Annotated in this window: 12 protein-coding genes and 1 pseudogene; 6 read left to right on the forward strand and 7 right to left on the reverse strand. The window is 72.8% G+C overall.

Features of this window, described 5'->3' with window-relative positions:
• Nucleotides 1–85: 85 nt before the first annotated feature.
• Nucleotides 86–1,510: an NADP-dependent succinic semialdehyde dehydrogenase gene (locus tag JKP75_RS10515; RefSeq protein ID WP_200493049.1), complete on the reverse strand. Its 1,425-nt coding sequence runs from the start codon at nucleotides 1,508–1,510 to the stop codon at nucleotides 86–88.
• 104 nt (nucleotides 1,511–1,614) lie between these two features.
• On the opposite strand from JKP75_RS10515, the gene JKP75_RS10520 reads away from it, so the two are divergent.
• A complete protein-coding gene (locus JKP75_RS10520; RefSeq protein WP_200491489.1) occupies nucleotides 1,615–3,105 on the forward strand; it encodes an amino acid permease in 1,491 nt (496 codons plus the stop codon).
• Nucleotides 3,106–3,197: 92 nt separating this feature from the next.
• On the opposite strand, the gene JKP75_RS10525 is transcribed toward JKP75_RS10520, so the two are convergent.
• Nucleotides 3,198–4,676: a mannitol dehydrogenase family protein gene (locus tag JKP75_RS10525; RefSeq protein ID WP_200493050.1), complete on the reverse strand. Its 1,479-nt coding sequence runs from the start codon at nucleotides 4,674–4,676 to the stop codon at nucleotides 3,198–3,200.
• 125 nt (nucleotides 4,677–4,801) lie between these two features.
• Here JKP75_RS10525 and JKP75_RS10530 point away from each other — a divergent pair, with 125 nt between their 5' ends.
• The gene (locus JKP75_RS10530) at nucleotides 4,802–5,977 is read left to right on the forward strand and encodes an acyl-CoA dehydrogenase family protein (RefSeq protein ID WP_200491488.1); all 1,176 of its coding nucleotides are present in this window, start codon (nucleotides 4,802–4,804) and stop codon (nucleotides 5,975–5,977) included.
• Between the two features lie 92 nt (nucleotides 5,978–6,069).
• Nucleotides 6,070–7,134, forward strand: coding sequence for an acyl-CoA dehydrogenase family protein (locus JKP75_RS23855; RefSeq protein ID WP_309229742.1), 1,065 nt, complete (start codon nucleotides 6,070–6,072; stop codon nucleotides 7,132–7,134).
• A gap of 261 nt (nucleotides 7,135–7,395) precedes the next feature.
• Here the strand turns inward: JKP75_RS23855 and JKP75_RS23860 are convergent, their stop codons facing one another.
• From JKP75_RS23860 to JKP75_RS23870, 5 genes and pseudogenes are all read right to left on the reverse strand, one after another.
• Entirely contained in the window at nucleotides 7,396–7,653 is a 258-nt protein-coding gene (locus JKP75_RS23860) for an HNH endonuclease signature motif containing protein (protein ID WP_309229743.1), read from the reverse strand.
• Nucleotides 7,654–7,729: 76 nt separating this feature from the next.
• Nucleotides 7,730–8,047, reverse strand: a pseudogene (locus JKP75_RS23865) (DUF222 domain-containing protein); the annotation flags it as partial.
• Between the two features lie 758 nt (nucleotides 8,048–8,805).
• Entirely contained in the window at nucleotides 8,806–9,081 is a 276-nt protein-coding gene (locus tag JKP75_RS21200; protein WP_242471938.1) for a hypothetical protein, read from the reverse strand.
• Nucleotides 9,082–9,114: 33 nt separating this feature from the next.
• Nucleotides 9,115–9,960: an HDOD domain-containing protein gene (locus JKP75_RS10545; RefSeq protein ID WP_309229744.1), complete on the reverse strand. Its 846-nt coding sequence runs from the start codon at nucleotides 9,958–9,960 to the stop codon at nucleotides 9,115–9,117.
• Nucleotides 9,957–12,029, reverse strand: a complete 2,073-nt coding sequence (locus JKP75_RS23870; RefSeq protein ID WP_200491487.1) for a bifunctional diguanylate cyclase/phosphodiesterase — start codon at nucleotides 12,027–12,029, stop codon at nucleotides 9,957–9,959. The genes JKP75_RS10545 and JKP75_RS23870 overlap by 4 nt, the downstream gene beginning before the upstream one ends.
• A gap of 240 nt (nucleotides 12,030–12,269) precedes the next feature.
• Between JKP75_RS23870 and JKP75_RS10555 the strand changes: the two genes are divergently transcribed.
• The 3 genes from JKP75_RS10555 to pntB all read left to right on the forward strand — a co-directional run bounded on the left by JKP75_RS10555 (nucleotide 12,270) and on the right by pntB (nucleotide 16,232).
• On the forward strand, nucleotides 12,270–13,109 hold the full coding sequence (locus JKP75_RS10555; protein ID WP_200491486.1) for a leucine-rich repeat domain-containing protein: 840 nt from the start codon (nucleotides 12,270–12,272) through the stop codon (nucleotides 13,107–13,109).
• A 163-nt stretch (nucleotides 13,110–13,272) separates the two neighbouring features.
• Nucleotides 13,273–14,823, forward strand: coding sequence for a Re/Si-specific NAD(P)(+) transhydrogenase subunit alpha (locus JKP75_RS10560; protein WP_309229745.1), 1,551 nt, complete (start codon nucleotides 13,273–13,275; stop codon nucleotides 14,821–14,823).
• Nucleotides 14,820–16,232 carry a Re/Si-specific NAD(P)(+) transhydrogenase subunit beta gene (gene pntB / locus JKP75_RS10565; RefSeq protein ID WP_200491484.1) on the forward strand — a complete coding sequence of 471 codons (1,413 nt, stop codon included), beginning with the start codon at nucleotides 14,820–14,822 and terminating at the stop codon, nucleotides 16,230–16,232. Before JKP75_RS10560 ends, pntB begins: the two co-directional genes overlap by 4 nt.
• The last annotated feature ends 96 nt before the right edge of the window (nucleotides 16,233–16,328 follow it).

Below are 16,328 nucleotides of genomic sequence, written 5' to 3' on the forward strand. Positions count from 1 at the left end.
CCAGCCGGCACCGGGGCCGCGCGGCCGGGTGCCCGCCGACTGGCGGGTCCCGGCTGCACTGACCACGGCGGCCGGCCGGGGCGGCTCACTCCGCGGCGGCCCCGGCGGTGCTGCCCTCGGCCTGCTCGCTGCTCGGCGCACCGACCCACACGGTCTTGGCGTTCATGAACTCCCGCATGCCGAGCTCGGTCAGCTCACGGCCGTAGCCGCTCTGCTTGACCCCGCCGAAGGGCAGCTCGGGGAAGCTGGTGGTCATCCCGTTGATGAACGCCATGCCCGAGGCGATGTCGCGGACGAACTGCGCCCGCTCGTCCTCGTCCTCGCTCCACAGGTTGCTACCCAGGCCATACGGGTGGCTGTTGGCGATCTCGATCGCCTCGTCGAGGGAGTCGACGGTGAACAGCGCGGCCACCGGCCCGAACACCTCCTCGGCGTAGAGGTCCATCTCCGGGGTGATGCCGCTGAGCAGGGTGGGCTCGTAGAACCAGCCGGGGCGGTCGACCCGCTTCCCGCCGGTGAGCACGGTCGCGCCCTTGGCGACGGCGTCCTGCACGTACTTCTCGACGTCCTCCAGGCCGGACTCGGTCGCCAGCGGCCCTATCTGGGTGGCCTCGTCCATCGGGTCGCCGACGGTGAGGTCGGCGATCTTGGCGGTGAACAGCCGGGTGAACTCCTCGGCGACGTCGCGGTGCACGAAGAACCGCTTGGCGGCGATGCAGCTCTGCCCGTTGTTCTGGTTGCGGGAGGTCACCGCCACCTCGGCGGCCCGGTCCAGGTGCGCCGAGGGCATGACGATGAACGGGTCGCTGCCGCCGAGCTCGAGCACCGTGGGCTTCAGCGCGTCGCCGGCGATCGACGCGACCGACTGCCCGGCCGGGGCGCTACCGGTGAGGGTCGCCGCGGCGACCCGGTCGTCCCGCAGCACCCGCTCGATGGTCGAGGAACCGATGAGCAGGGTCTGGAAGACGTCGTCGGGGAAGCCGGCCTTGCGGAACAGCTCCTCCATGTACAGCGCCGTCTGCGGCACGTTGCTCGCGTGCTTCAGCAGGCCGACGTTGCCGGCCATGAGGGCCGGGGCGGCGAAGCGCATCGCCTGCCACAGCGGGAAGTTCCACGGCATGACGGCCAGGACGACGCCGATCGGCTGGTGGACGACGTAGGCCTGCGTCGCGCCCACGGCGTCGGCGTCGCAGGGCTGCGGCTCCAGGAGCGCGGGGCCGTGCTCTGCGTACCAGCGCAGCGCCGCGGCGCACTTGCCCACCTCGGCCTTGGCGGAGGCGAGCGTCTTGCCCATCTCGGTCGTCATGAGCTCGGCGACCGCGTCGGTGTCGGCGTCCAGCACGTCGGCGGCGTCGCGCAGCCATTCCGTGCGCTGCGCGGGGGTGGTCCGCCGGTAGGTCGCGGCGGCGGCGGCGGCGCGGGCGAGCTTGTCCTCGAGGGCGTCGTCCGACAGCGGCTCGAAGGTCCGGAGCGTCTCTCCGGTGGTCGGGTTGGTGGTGGCGATGGCCATGGTGGGTCCCTCCGTCGATCGCGCAGCTCACCTGCCCGGGGGCGGCGCGGGTGAAACCGCCGCTCCGGCGAGCGGACCGGGGCAACTGCTCCTACCTTCCGCTCGTGGACCTGTTCCGGACCAAGTCCGTGGAGCGCATCGGCGCCGACGCCGAGGGCGACGGCGAGGGCTCCGTCGGCTCGCTGCGCAAGAACCTCAGCGCCCGGCACCTCGTCGGCTTCGGCATCGGCATCGTGATCGGCACCGGGATCTTCACGCTCACCGGCGTGGAGGCGCGCGACACCGCGGGCCCCGCCGTCGTGCTCTCGTTCGCGATCGCCGGCGTCGTCGCCCTGCTGGCCGCCCTCTGCTACGCCGAGCTCGCCGCCAGCGTGCCGACGGCGGGCAGCGCGTACTCCTACGCCTACGCGACCACCGGCGAGCTGATCGCCTGGATCATCGGCTGGGACCTGTTCCTCGAGTTCGCCCTCGGGGCCGCCGTCGTCGCCCGGGGGTGGTCGGGGTACGTGGGCAACCTGCTCGACCTGCCGACGGCGTGGTTCGGCGAGGAGTCCACGATCAACGTGGGCGCCGCGCTCATCGTGCTGGTCCTCACCGTGGTCGCCGCGCTCGGCATCCGCGAGTCCGCCCGGGTGACCAGCCTGCTGGTCGTGGTCAAGGTGTCCATCTGCGTCTTCGTGATCGTCGCCGGCGCCTGGTTCGTCCGCGGCGCCAACCTCACCCCGTTCATCCCGCCGAGCCGGGGCGGCGAGGACGCCGACGGGCTGCAGCAGCCGCTGATCTCCGCCGTGGCGGGCATCGAGCCCGCGGTGTTCGGGATCGGCGGCGTGCTCACCGCGGCGGCCGTCGTCTTCTTCGCCTACACCGGCTTCGAGGCGGTGGCGAACCTGTCGGAGGAGACGAAGAAGCCCTCCCGCGACCTGCCGCTCGGCCTGCTGGGCACGCTCGGCCTGGCCACGGCGCTCTACATCGGCGTCTCGTTCGTGCTCGTCGGCATGGTGGACACCCCCGACATCGACCCGAGCGCGCCGATCGCCGACGCCTTCGACCAGGTCGGGCTCGGCTGGGCCTCGACGCTGGTGTCGATCGCCGCGGTCGCCGGCCTGACCTCGGTGATCCTGGTCGACCTGATCACCATGACCCGGATCGGCTTCGCCATGGGCCGCGACGGCCTGCTGCCCCGGTCGGTGGCCCGGGTGAGCCCGCGCACCGGCACCCCGCTGCGCATGACCCTGCTGTTCGCCCTCGCGGTGCTGGTCATGGCCACGTTCATCCCGCTGGGCGTGCTCGCCGACCTGGTCAGCATCGGCACGCTGTTCGCCTTCCTGCTGGTCTCCGCCGCGGTGCCGGTCCTGCGCCGCACGCGCCCGGACCTGGAGCGCCCCTTCCGCGTCCCGCTGTCGCCCCTGGTGCCGGTGCTCGCCGTGCTGGCGTCGCTGTACCTGATGAGCAACCTCAGCGTGGAGACGTGGCTGCGGTTCCTGGCCTGGCTGCTGCTCGGGCTGCTGGTCTACGCGGTCTACGGCTACCGGCACTCCCGGCTGCGCCGGGCGGACGCCGACGCCCCCGCTCCCGCCGCGGCCGGCGGGAACTGAGCGGCGCACCGGACGACGGTTCGTGCACATCCGGTCGCGTCCCCGACCCGGGGACGACGGTTCGTGCACATTCCGGGCGGGGGTCGGCGCGGTCAGGGCCGGCGGAGCAGCTCCTCGAGCGCGGCGCGGGTGCCCTGCTCGCGAATGAGCTCCAGCGTCGTCCGGTAGGCCGCGGTGAACCGCTCGTCGTCCACCAGGTCGCCGAACAGCTCGCGGTCGGCGACGAAGGCCAGCGGGTCCTCGCCCTGCCGGCGGGCGGCGGCCATCAGCCGCTCCCGCAGCGGGTCGACCACCTCGATGGGGCGGCCGTCCTCCCCCACGCCCTCGGCGTACCGGGCCCAGCCGGCCAGGACGGCGACCGAGCAGCGGATGCTGCCGCCCGAGGCCAGGTTCGCCCGCAGCACCGGCAGCAGGAACTTCGGCATCCGGTCGGAGCTCTCCGCGCAGAGCCGGGCCAGGGTGTCGCGCACGGTCGGGTTGGCGAACCGGCCGACGAGGTCGGCCTTGTAGGAGTCCAGGTCGATGCCGGGCACCGGGGGCAGCGTCGGCGTCGCCTCCTCGTCCAGGTAGCCGTGCAGGAAGCGCCGGAACAGCGGGTCCTGGCAGACGTCGTGCACGTGGGTGTGGCCGGCCAGCGCGCCCAGGTAGGCCATCGCCTGGTGGCTGCCGTTGAGCAGCCGCAGCTTCATCAGCTCGTAGGGCTCGACGTCGTCCACCAGCTGCACGCCGACGTCCTCCAGCGGGGGCCGGCCGGTCGGGAACCGGTCCTCCAGCACCCACTGGGTCCAGGGCTCGCACACCACCGGCCAGGCGTCCTCGACGCCGAACCGCTGGGCCAGCCGCTCGCGGTGCTCGTCGGTGGTGGCGGGGGTGATCCGGTCGACCATGGAGTTCGGGAACGCGACCTCGCGATCCACCCAGGCGCCCAGCTCGGCGTCCTTCAGGCCGGCGAAGGCGGCGAAGCTGCGCCGGGCGACGTCGCCGTTGCCGGGGATGTTGTCGCAGGACATGACGGTGAACGGCGGGACGCCGCGCGCGCGGCGGCGGACCAGCGCCTCGGTGACCAGCCCGAAGCTGGTGCGCGGCAGGGCCCCGGATTCCAGGTCGGCCCGGACGCCGGCCGACGAGGCGTCGAACTCCCCCGTGACCGGGTCGACGTTGTAGCCACCCTCGGTCACGGTGAGCGAGACGATGCGGATCGCGGGGTCGGTCATCCGCTCCACAACGGCCTCCGGGTCCTCGGGCGCCAGCAGGTACTCGACGACCGAGCCGATCACCCGCGCCCCGAGGTAGCCGTCGGGGTGGCTGACGACCAGCGTGTACAGGTGGTCCTGCGCCACCATGACCTCGGCCATCGAGCGGTCGCCCGGCAGGACGCCGACGCCGACGACGCCCCAGTCCAGCGCCTGCCCGCGCTCCATGAGCCGGTCGAGGTACATCGCCTGGTGGGACCGGTGGAATCCGCCCACGCCGAGGTGCACGATGCCAGCACGCACCCGGTCGCGGTCGTAGCCCGGCGTCGACACCGAGGCGCTGAGCAGGGGAAGGGTGCGGGAGGACAGGGCGGGCACCCGGCGACCTTGCCCCGCGCAGCCCCCACCTAACGGGAGGGGGGAACCGAATCCCGTTCGGGATGTGGGATCGTCGCACCTACACGTCGAGACCGCAGAGCGACTGCGGTCAGGAAAGAGGACCGATGCAGTTGCAGCTGTCCCCGGAGATGCAGGCCTTCCGGGAGGAGATGCGGACCTTCTTCACCACCCAGGTGCCGAAGGAGATCCGTGACAAGGGCGCGAACCGCCACCACCCGACGAAGGACGACTTCGTCACCACGCAGCGCATCCTGAACGCCGCCGGCCTGGCCGTGCCGCACTGGCCGGTCGAGTACGGCGGCCGCGACTGGACGCCGCTGCAGCGCCACATCTACCGCGAGGAGATGCAGCTCGCCCACGTGCCCGAGCCGCTGGCGTTCAACACCAGCATGATCGGCCCGGTGCTGGCGCAGTTCGGCAGCCAGGAGCAGAAGGACCGCTTCCTCGCCAAGACGGCCAACCTCGACATCTGGTGGTGCCAGGGCTTCTCCGAGCCCGACGCCGGTTCCGACCTGGCCGGCCTGCGCACCGTCGCCGTCCAGGACGGCGACGAGTGGGTCGTCAACGGTCAGAAGACCTGGACGACGATGGGGCAGCACGCCGACTGGATCTTCTGCCTGGCGCGCACCGACCCGACGGCGGAGAAGAAGCAGCGCGGCATCTCGATGCTGGTCTTCCCGATGGACACCCCCGGTGTCACGCTGCGCCCGATCGAGCTGCTCGACGGTGGCTTCGAGGTCAACGAGGTCTTCTTCGAGGACGTCCGCGTCCCGTCGGAGAACCTGATCGGCGAGGTCAACAAGGGCTGGGACCAGGCCAAGTTCCTGCTCGGCAACGAGCGCGTGGGCATCGCCCGCGTCGGTGGCACCAAGGGCATGCTGGCCCTGGCCAAGGAGCTCGCCCGCGAGACCACCTACAACGGCCGCCCGCTGCTCGAGGACCCGCGCTACGCCTCGCGCATCGCCGAGATCGAGAACGAGCTCGTCGCCCTGGAGCTGACCGCGCTGCGCGTGGTCGCCAACTCCGCCGACGGCAAGCCGCACCCCGCGTCCTCGGTGCTCAAGCTCAAGGGCTCGGTCCTGCAGCAGGAGGTGACCGAGCTGATCGTCGACATCGCCGGCCCGCTGTCGGTCGCCTCGTTCGCCGAGGAGGGCTCCGACGTGCCCGACTGGGCCCGGGTCTCGGCCCCCGAGTACCTCAACTACCGGAAGGTCTCCATCTACGGAGGCTCCAACGAGGTGCAGCGCGTCATCATCAGCGGCACGATCCTGGGGTTGTGAGATAGCCATGGACTTCACCTACGACAGCGAGCAGAACGACCTGCGCGAGGCCGTGGCGGCGCTGCTGGCGCCGCGCCTACGGCGACAGCGAGGTGCGCCGCAAGGTCACCAAGACCGACCCGGGCTTCGACGAGAAGGTCTGGACGCAGCTGGCCGAGATGGGCCTGCTGGGTCTGCCCTTCGCCGAGGAGCACGGCGGAGCGGGCGCCGGCCCGGTCGAGGTTGCGATCGTCGCCGAGGAGATCGGGCGGGTGCTCGCACCCGAGCCGTTCGTCGAGGCGGTCGTGCTGGCCGGTGGCCTGATCAACCGCGTCGGTTCCGACGCGCAGAAGAGCGAGCTGCTGACGGCCCTGTCCGAGGGCAGCTCGATCCCGACCTTCGCGCACACCGAGATCGGCTCCCGCTGGACGCCGACCGCCTCCGCGGTCACGGCCACCGAGGCCGGCGACAGCTGGACCCTCAGCGGCGTCAAGGAGCCGGTGCCGCACGGTGCCCGCGCCGACGTCCTGGTCGTCTCGGCGGCCCTGCCCGGTGGGGGTACCGGCCTGTTCGTCGTGAACGGTGACGCCTCCGGGCTGACCCGCAGCGGCTACCGCAACATCGACGGCACCCGCTCGGCCAACGTCCGGTTCGACAGCACGCCGGCCGCGCCCCTGGGCGAGGGCGGCGACCAGACCGACGCCATCGAGCGGGCGCTCGCCGTGGGCCGGATCGCCTACAGCAACGAGGCCGTCGGCGCGATGGACACGGCGCTGCGCACCACCGTCGAGTACCTCAAGACCCGCAAGCAGTTCGGGGTGACGCTGAACAAGTTCCAGGCGCTGAACTTCCGCGCCGCGGACATGTACATGTCCCTCGAGCTGGCCCGCAGCATCGCGCTGTGGGCGACGGTCGTCGAGATGACCGGCGGGGACGTCGTCTCCGCCGGCGACCGCGCCCGGCTGCTCACCAGCCGCGCCGGCCGCCACATCGGCAAGGACGCCATCCAGCTGCACGGTGGCATCGGTGTGACCGCCGAGTACAAGGTCGGGCACTACACCGCCCGGCTCACCGCCATCGACCACCTGCTGGGCGACGGCGACTTCGCCGCCGACCGGCTGGCGGCGAAGGTCGGCGACTACCCGACGGTCGACCCGCTGGGCGCCCCGTACGCCTGATCGGCTCCCCGTGAGCCCGCCCTCCGCCTGATCGGCGGGCGGGCCCGCAGGACCGACCGCAGCAGAGCCCCGCTCCCCTTCGTGGGGGCGGGGCTCTGCCGTCCCCGGGGCTCTGCCGTCCCCGAGGCTCTGCCGTTCCAGGAGGCGCTGGCGTTCGCGCAGGTCATGCCTCGACGGGCGCAGCCGTCCGGCCCGCCCCGGGCATGCCAGGGCGGGCTGGGCGTCACTTCTGGTTGATTGCAGTCGCTGTATCGGTGCTGATCAGGTGGGTGTACCGGGGCAGACGCCGATGAGGAACGGTTCGACGATGAGGATCTCGGTGCCGTCGGGGCGGTAGGTGCGCCATCGGCCGTCGGGTGTTCGTTCGATGCGGAAGCCGTGGTGGACCTTGGTGTGGTGCCGTTCGCACAGCAGGCCGGCGTTGTCCTCGCAGGTCTCGCCGCCGTCGATCCAGTGCACCAGGTGGTGCACGTCGCACCAGTAGCTGGGGGCGTCGCAGCCGGCGCTCTGCACATTCAACGACGCCGCAGTGGTGGTCGCGGACCTCGATCGCCCGCCGCAGGTGGGGTGGGAAGCTCCGCTTGTCCCGCCCGACATCGAGGGGGCGGGAGTCCGGGCCCATGACGATGCGGGAGACGTTCCCGTCGCAGGCCAGCCAGCGGGCCTTGGCCGCGGAGATGATCCCGCCGAAGGTCGTCCGCCCGGCGCCGGCGCCCACGCCGGCCTCGGCGGTGGTGTCCACCAGGTCCTCCAGGTCGATCAGCACCCCGATGTGCGGCTTGCGGCCGCGCAGCACCGGCAGCGATCCCGACGCGAGCGCGTTGTCGGCGAGCTGGACCAGCGCGTCGCCGGCCTGCTGGGCGCGGGTGCGGGTGTCCCCGGCCGGGCGGGAGGCCTGCAGGATCGACTCGATCGGCGGCCTGGACCTTCTCCCCGCCGACCGCGTCGAGCACGAACCGGCCCACCACCAGGCCCGTGGCGTCCCGGCTCACGGTGAGGCTGCGCTGCTCGGTGGGATCGGGTTCGGGGCCGTCGGGGTCAAGCCGGGCCAGGTAGTGCGCCACCACCTGCCGCAGCTCCTCGTGGGGCCGGTTCATCGCCACCGCGGTCAGCGCCTCGTCGACCTGGGCGATGTCCACGCCCTGGGCCTGCGCGCCGGCCAGGTGCTCCGGGGACGCCACCTGCCCCACCACCCGCACCGCCTCCGGCGGCACGAGGCCCGACCGCGCCGCCGCGGCCAGCGCGGGCAGCGCCTCCAGCGCGCGCCCGTTGCGCACCAACTGGCTCGCCGCGCCCTGGGGCAGCCGGTGGTGCCCGCGCAGCCAGGAGGCCATCGTCGCCTTCCCGTCGTGCTCTGAGGCCTTCGTCAGCTCACCCTCGCGCACCGTCCGCGCCAGCTCGGCATCGATCACGTTCCGGGCACCCACCAGCACGGTCGCGCGCTCCAGCACCGCCGGCCCGAACGACGAGGACAGATCCTCCCCGACCAGCGCCCGCAGCGCACCGGTGAAGCACTCCACCGGCGTCCCGCATCCTGTCGAACACACGTACGAATAGTACCGCGATCGGTGGCATCGGACCAGATGAATCCCCAGGTCAGAGCCCTGTCCACAGATTCGTCGACGTGCTTGACGACCGGCGCCCGGCACCAACGTGCGAGGGGTGCCACCCCTACCCGTGCGGCCCCGCGGCCTCCTCCTCGAGCCAGCGCAGCACCGTGCGATCAGCCTCGACGAGGCCGAGGCCGGTGCGCTCGCGGAGCAGCCGGACGGCCCGCACCCGGTCGCGATCACCGCCGCCGCTCGCAACCGCGAGCACCTCTGCAAGCGCATCGGCGACGGGGATGTGGGAACGCCCGGCCTCCCGGGTCCGAGCGCGGCGCGCCGCCACGGACGCGGCCCCGCCGAACGCGAGAAGGACCAGCGCTACGACCACGGCGACCGTCACGACGTCAGGGTGCCGGACGCGCCCCGCGGGCGCTCAGTCGGAGAGCAATGCCCGGCGCAGCTCGACCGCGTCGGTGCGGACGGTGTCCAGGACGGGGACGACGTCGTCCTCGCGCAGCCGACCGCCGCTGACCCGCACGATCGGCACCGTCTCGTGGTCCTCGCTGGTCAGGCGGGCCGCCACCTCGAAGGAGCTGCGCAGCAGCGCACCTTCCGGGGCCCGGTAGTCGTCGACGTGCTTGAGCGGGGAGATCATCGGGTTCGGGAAGCCCCACTGCTCCAGCGCGACCGCGGTGAGCATCAGGCTGTTGATCCCGTAGCGCCGGGTCTCGGCGGCCCGCCGGCCGGGGAAGGTCGGCTCGGCGGCCACGAGCTCGGCGTAGCCCTCGCTGTCGTTGTGGAACAGCAGCGCCGCCCCCATCTGCGCCAGCAGGCCCACGCAGAGCGCGTCCTGCGGCCGCTCGCCGAAGCGCGGCGCGAGCGTGGACGCGGCCAGGGCCAGGTGCGTGCTGAAGGCCCAGAAGTCCTCGGGCAGCCGCGACTCGTCGTCCAGGTCGGTGAGGGCGACGGTGGCCATCGTGCGCACGGTGGTGAAGCCGACGACGGTGACGGCGAACTGCAGCGAGGTCACCCGCCCGCGCATGCCGAAGTAGGCGGAGTTGGCCAGCTTCATCACGCGGGCGGCCAGCGCGACGTCGGAGGCCAGGATGGTGGCCAGCTCCTTGGAGCTGGTGTCCTCCGAGTTCGCCACCGACACCAGCTGGGCGGCCACCGGTTTCTGGGCGGCCATCGAGTCGATGCTGGCCAGGACCTTCTCGACGTCGAACGTCGGGGCCGGGACGGCCGCGAGCTCCGCGCGCGGGAACGGTGTGACGGTCACGCTTCTCCGGTCTCCCCGTGGGTGGCGAACCAGGCGGCGGTGTGCCCCCCGGTCATGGGCTCGGCCAGGCTGAACCCCTGCAGGTAGGTGGCACCCAGCCGCTGCAGCTCGTCGGCCTGCTCGGCGGTCTCGACGCCCTCGGCAACCGTGCACAGGTTGAGGTTGCGGGCCAGGGCGATGACCGCCGAGGCGATCTCCCCGTGGCCGGCGCTGAGCTCGGCGACGAACGAGCGGTCCACCTTGAGGCAGTCCACCGGCAGGTGCCGCAGGTAGGCCAGCGACGAGTAGCCGGTGCCGAAGTCGTCGATGGTCAGCTCGACGCCGACGTCGCGCAGGTCCTGCAACACCCTCTGCGCCGACGCCGGGTCCTTCATCAGCGCCGACTCGGTGATCTCGATGGAGATCCGCGACGGGTGCAGCCCGTGCCGCTGCAGCGCGGCCGCGACCTGCTCCGGCAGGTTGCCGTCCAGCTGGAGGGCGGACACGTTGACGTTGGCCCGGGGCGGCGCCGCGGCCCCCACCAGGCGGTCCCACTCCGCGAGCTGGCGGCAGGTCTCGTCGAGGACGAACAGGCCCAGCCCCGCGATGAGCCCGCTCTCCTCGGCCAGCGGCACGAACACGGTCGGGCTGATCGTCCCGCGCTCGGGGTGCTGCCACCGCGCGAGCGACTCGACCGCGACCGGCCTGCGGTCCGCGGTGCCGAAGATCGGCTGGTAGTACAGGGTGAGCTCGCGGTGGTCGACGGCGTCGCGCAGCTCGGCGACCATCCGCAGCTTGTCCCGCGCCTCGGCCCGGCCGGCCTGGTCGAGGACGCTGATCCTCCCCTTGCCGCCGGCCTTCGCCTGGTACATGGCGATGTCGCAGTCGCGGATCAGCTCCTCGGCGGCGACGTGCTCGGCGGTCTGCACGGTGACGCCGACGCTGGCGTGGGGACGCACGTCCACCCCGCCCAGCCGCATCGGGCGGCCGAGGGCCTCGGTGATCCGCTCCGCGAGCGCGACGACGGCCTCCTCGTCGACCTGCTCGCAGACGACGACGAACTCGTCGCCGCCGAAGCGCGCCACCAGGTCGCCGGGGCGCACGGTCGCGCGCAGCCGGTTCGCCACCTCGATGAGCAGCTCGTCGCCGGCGGTGTGCCCCAGCGAGTCGTTGACGACCTTGAAGTTGTCCAGGTCGAGGAACAGGCAGGCCAGGCCGCCGGCGCCCGGCCGGAAGCGCTCCGACACGTACTGCGCCAGCAGCGTCCGGTTGGGCAGCCCGGTCAGCGGGTCGTGGTTGGCCTGGTGGGCCAGCCGCGCCTCGAACGCCAGCCGGTCGGTGATGTCCTCGATGGTGGCGACGAAGCCCGCGCCCACGCCGGGGGTGAACAGGTGGGCGAAGCGGATGATCGTCGTCCGCACGGCACCGTCGTCGCGGACCAGGCGGGCCTGGACCTCGACCTCGCCGCCGTCCAGCGCCGCGGAGACCTGCTCGATGACGGCGTCGAGGTCGTCGGTGTGCACCGTGTCGATCCAGCCGGTGCCCAGCATCTGCTCGGCCCCCCGGCCGACCAGGCCGCAGAACGCGTCGTTCACGTGCGCCAGGCGCATGCCCTGCTCGGAGAGCAGGGTCGGCACCGGGGAGCGCTCGGTGAGGGCGGAGAAGCGCCGCTCGTGGGCGTCCGCGGTGGCCCGCAGGGCGCGCTCCTGCTCGTTGGCGGTCGCGCGCAGGAACACCGTCCACCGCCGCCCGCCGGGCGACGGCGTGGTGAGGACGCCGACCTCCACCAGGGCGCCGCTGGCGGTGCGCACGTGCAGGGTGCGGCGGGCGGAGCGCTCGCGGCGCAGCAGCAGCTTGAGCTCACCCCCGCCGAGGGTCGGGAAGAGCTGCTCGACCGGCATCGCGCACAGGTCGGCCGGGCCGTAGCCCAGCAGCTGCACGGCGCCCTCGTTCGCCCAGGTGAACCGCTGGGTGCGTCCGGAGGTCTCGGCCACCAGCAGGGCCAGCGCGTCGCTGACGGCGGCGCTGTAGAAGACCGAGGAGACGATCTCCGACGGGACGTGCTCGTCCGGCGCGGTCGCGGCGGTCACGGTCCCCCTTCCTCATGCGGCGGCGCGCCCGGACGGACGCGACACCAGGTTCTTCGGCCGCATCCGCCCAGCTCTTCGCCCGTTCCCGTGCGATTCGCCCGTTGGGGGTACGCGGGCCGCGGCGGCCCGGCCGGCCTGCCGGGCCGCGGCGTCCCCACTGGCTAGCCTGCGGCCGGAGGAGGTGCCGTCATCCCCCGCACACCCCGCACCCACCGCCGGGCCGCACTCGCCGCCGCCCTGGTGCTGGCGGCCGTCCCCGCCTGCGCCGCCGGGGACGACGAGCCGGGCGCAGTGCTGGCCGATCCCGCGCTCGCCGCGTGCGTCGCGGAGACCGCGGGCCTGCCCGCCGGCACGACCGCCTTCCCCGAGCGCGACCTCGGGGCCATCGAGGAGCTGCACTGCCCCGGCGGTGGCCCCGAGCCCCCCATCCGGTCCCTCGACGGCCTCGAGCGGCTCACCGGGCTGATCAACCTGGACCTGCCGCACCACGAGATCAGCGACCTGGACCCGCTGGCGGCGCTGGAGCGGCTGAGCACGCTGACCCTCACCGGCAACCGGATCAGCGACCTGTCCCCGCTGGCCGGGCTGGAGCTGTTCGACGTCGGCCTCTCGCAGAACCCGGTCAGCGACCTGTCCCCGCTGCGGACCGGCACCCTGCGGGCGCTCGGGGTGGCCTCCGCGCAGATCACCGACCTCACCCCGCTGGCGCGCGCCGAGGGCCTGAGCCGCCTGGACCTCAGCAGCAACGCGATCACCGACGTCTCGCCCCTGGCCGGGCTGCCCGCCCTCGACACGCTGCGGCTGGGCCGGAACCAGGTCGTCGACCCCTCGCCCCTGGGCAGCGTGCCGACGCTGCTGGTGCTCGACCTGTTCGGCAACCGCGTCTCCGCCGTCGGCGGGCTGGCCGACGCCCCGCTGCTGCAGGAGCTCCAGCTGGGCGCCAACCCGCTGACCGACCTCACCCCGCTGCTGCGGGTGCCCACCTTGATCAACCTCGGGCTGGACGAGACCGACGGCACGCGGCTGACCGGCGTGGACGCCCTCCGAACCGCCGGTGTCTCGGTGAACGGACTCGCCTGACCACGCAGTGGGACGACGTGGCAGTGGTCACATCGGCGGGCCCCGGGCGGAGAGCCGGCTCCGACCCAGGCATGATCTGCCGGGATCGCGGTGACCGCGGTCGCTTTCCACAGGGGACCGGCGCGGCCGGTCGACGACGAACGGAGCCACGTTGCACATCGGAGTGCCACGCGAGACCCGAGCCCGCGAGACGCGGGTGGCCGCGACGCCGACCACGGTCTCGCAGCTCGTCGGTCTCGGATACGACGTCGTCGTCGAGGCCGGGGCCGGTGAGGCCAGCAGCTTCCCGGACGACGCCTACGCCGGCGCCGGTGCCCGCATCGGCAGCACCGACGAGGCGTGGCAGGCCGACGTCGTGCTGCGGGTCACCGCGCCGACGGTCGACGAGATCGCCCGGCTCCGGGACGGCGCGACGCTGATCGGCATGATCAGCCCGGCGTTCAACCCCGACCTGGTCGCCGCGCTCGCCGCCCGCCCGATCACCGTGCTCTCGATGGACGCCGTCCCGCGCATCTCCCGCGCGCAGTCCCTGGACGTGCTCAGCTCCATGGCGAACATCGCCGGCTACCGCGCCGTCGTCGAGGCCGCCCACGTCTTCGGCCGCTTCTTCACCGGCCAGGTCACCGCCGCCGGCAAGGTGCCCCCGGCCAAGGTGCTCGTCGCCGGCGCCGGTGTGGCGGGCCTCGCCGCCATCGGCGCGGCCAGCAGCCTGGGCGCGATCGTGCGCGCCACCGACGTGCGCCCCGAGGTCGCCGAGCAGGTGCGCTCGCTCGGCGGCGAGTACGTCGCGGTCAAGGCCGGCGAGCAGGAGGTCAGCTCCGACGGCTACGCCCGCGAGATGGGCGAGGACTTCAACCGCCGCGCCGCCGAGATGTACGCCGAGCAGGCGCGCGACGTCGACATCATCATCACCACCGCGCTCATCCCCGGCCGGCCCGCGCCGCGGCTGATCACCGAGGAGATGGTCGCCTCGATGCGCTCCGGCTCGGTCATCGTCGACATGGCCGCGGCCCAGGGCGGCAACGTCGCCGGCTCGGTGCCCGACGAGGTCGTGGTCACGCCCAACGGCGTCTCGATCATCGGCTACACCGACCTGCCCGGCCGGCTGCCGGCGCAGGCCTCGCAGCTGTACGGCACCAACCTGGTCAACCTGCTCAAGCTGCTCACCCCGGGCAAGGACGGCGAGCTCGTCCTCGACCTGGACGACGTCGTGCAGCGCGCGATCACCGTCGTGCGCGCGGGCGAGACGATGTGGCCCCCGCCGCCGGTGCAGGTCTCCGCCGCCCCGGCGCCGGCCGCCGCGGCCCCCGCCCCGGTGCAGGCCGCTCCCCCACCGGAGCCCCCGAGCCCAGGCCGGCGCTTCGCGCTGGTCGGGGTGGCCGCCGCGCTGCTCTTCGTGCTCGCCGGGTTCTCGCCCAGCGAGTTGGTCCAGCACCTCACGGTGTTCGCGCTCGCCGTCGTCGTGGGCTTCTACGTCATCAGCGGGGTGCACCACGCCCTGCACACGCCGCTGATGAGCGTCACCAACGCGATCTCCGGGATCATCGTCGTCGGCGCCCTGCTCCAGATCGGGCACGACGACGCCCTGGTGACCGCGCTCGCGTTCGTCGCGATCCTCGTCGCCAGCATCAACGTCTTCGGCGGCTTCGCCGTCACCCGCCGGATGCTCGGCATGTTCACCCGCGGACCGAGCACGGGGAGTGCAGCCCGATGACCGCCACCACCGCCGCCTCCGCGGCCTACATCGTCGCCGCGCTGCTGTTCATCCTCAGCCTCGCCGGCCTCGCCAAGCACGAGACGGCGAAGGCGGGCAACGCCTACGGCATGGCCGGCATGGTCATCGCCCTGGTCGCCACCATCGGCCTCGCCGTCGACCACGGCCTGTCCGGCACCGGCGCCGTCCTGATGGTCCTCGCCGTCGTCATCGGTGGCGCGATCGGCCTGTGGCGCGCGGCGAAGGTCGAGATGACCGGGATGCCCGAGCTCATCGCGATCCTGCACAGCTTCGTCGGCCTGGCCGCGGTGCTGGTCGGCTGGAACGGCTACCTGTCGGTCGAGGCCGACCTGGACAACCAGACCGAGGTCTCCTCGGACCTGCTGGGCATCCACTCCGGCGAGGTCGCCATCGGCGTCTTCATCGGTGCGGTCACCTTCACCGGCTCGATCGTGGCCTTCCTCAAGCTGTCGGCCCGCATCAAGAGCAACCCGCTGGTGCTGCCCGGCAAGAACTGGCTGAACCTCGGCGCGCTGGCGGCGTTCGCGGCGCTGACCGTCGTGTTCGTCGTCGAGCCGAACCTGCCGGTGCTCGCCGTCCTCACCGTGCTGGCGCTGGCCCTGGGGTGGCACCTGGTGGCCTCGATCGGCGGCGGCGACATGCCGGTCGTCGTCTCGATGCTCAACAGCTACTCGGGCTGGGCGGCCGCCGCCTCGGGCTTCCTGCTCGGCAACGACCTGCTGATCATCACCGGTGCACTGGTCGGCTCCTCGGGTGCCTACCTCTCCTACATCATGTGCAAGGCGATGAACCGGTCCTTCATCTCCGTCATCGCCGGCGGCTTCGGCAACGAGGGCAGCGCCGCCGCCTCCGACGTCGACTACGGCGAGCACACCGAGATCAACGCCGAGGACACCGCCCAGCTGCTGCTGGACGCGAAGTCCGTCGTCATCACCCCGGGCTACGGCATGGCCGTGGCCCAGGCGCAGGGCGCGGTGGCCGACCTGACCCGCAAGCTCACCGAGCGCGGTGTCGAGGTGCGCTTCGGCATCCACCCCGTCGCGGGCCGGCTCCCCGGGCACATGAACGTGCTGCTCGCCGAGGCCAAGGTGCCCTACGACGTCGTGCTCGAGATGGACGAGATCAACGACGACCTCGCCGACACCTCCGTCGTCCTCGTCATCGGCGCCAACGACACGGTGAACCCCGCCGCGTCCGAGGACCCGGCCAGCCCGATCGCCGGCATGCCGGTGCTGCGGGTGTGGGAGGCCGAGCGGGTCGTGGTGTTCAAGCGGTCGATGAACACCGGCTACGCCGGCGTCCAGAACCCGCTGTTCTTCCGGGACAACAGCCGGATGCTCTTCGGCGACGCCCGCGAGCGCGTGGAGGACATCCTCCGGGCGCTCTGACACCCGGCGGGCCTCCCCGCCGGACCCTGTCGCCCCGCCCCCCGGCGGTCTACGGTCGACCCGTGCGCACGCACGGGTCGATCGTGGGTTCGTGGC

It is taken from the genome of Blastococcus sp. TML/M2B, from assembly GCF_016612865.1.
In the GTDB taxonomy this organism is placed as follows: Bacteria; Actinomycetota; Actinomycetes; order Mycobacteriales; family Geodermatophilaceae; genus Blastococcus.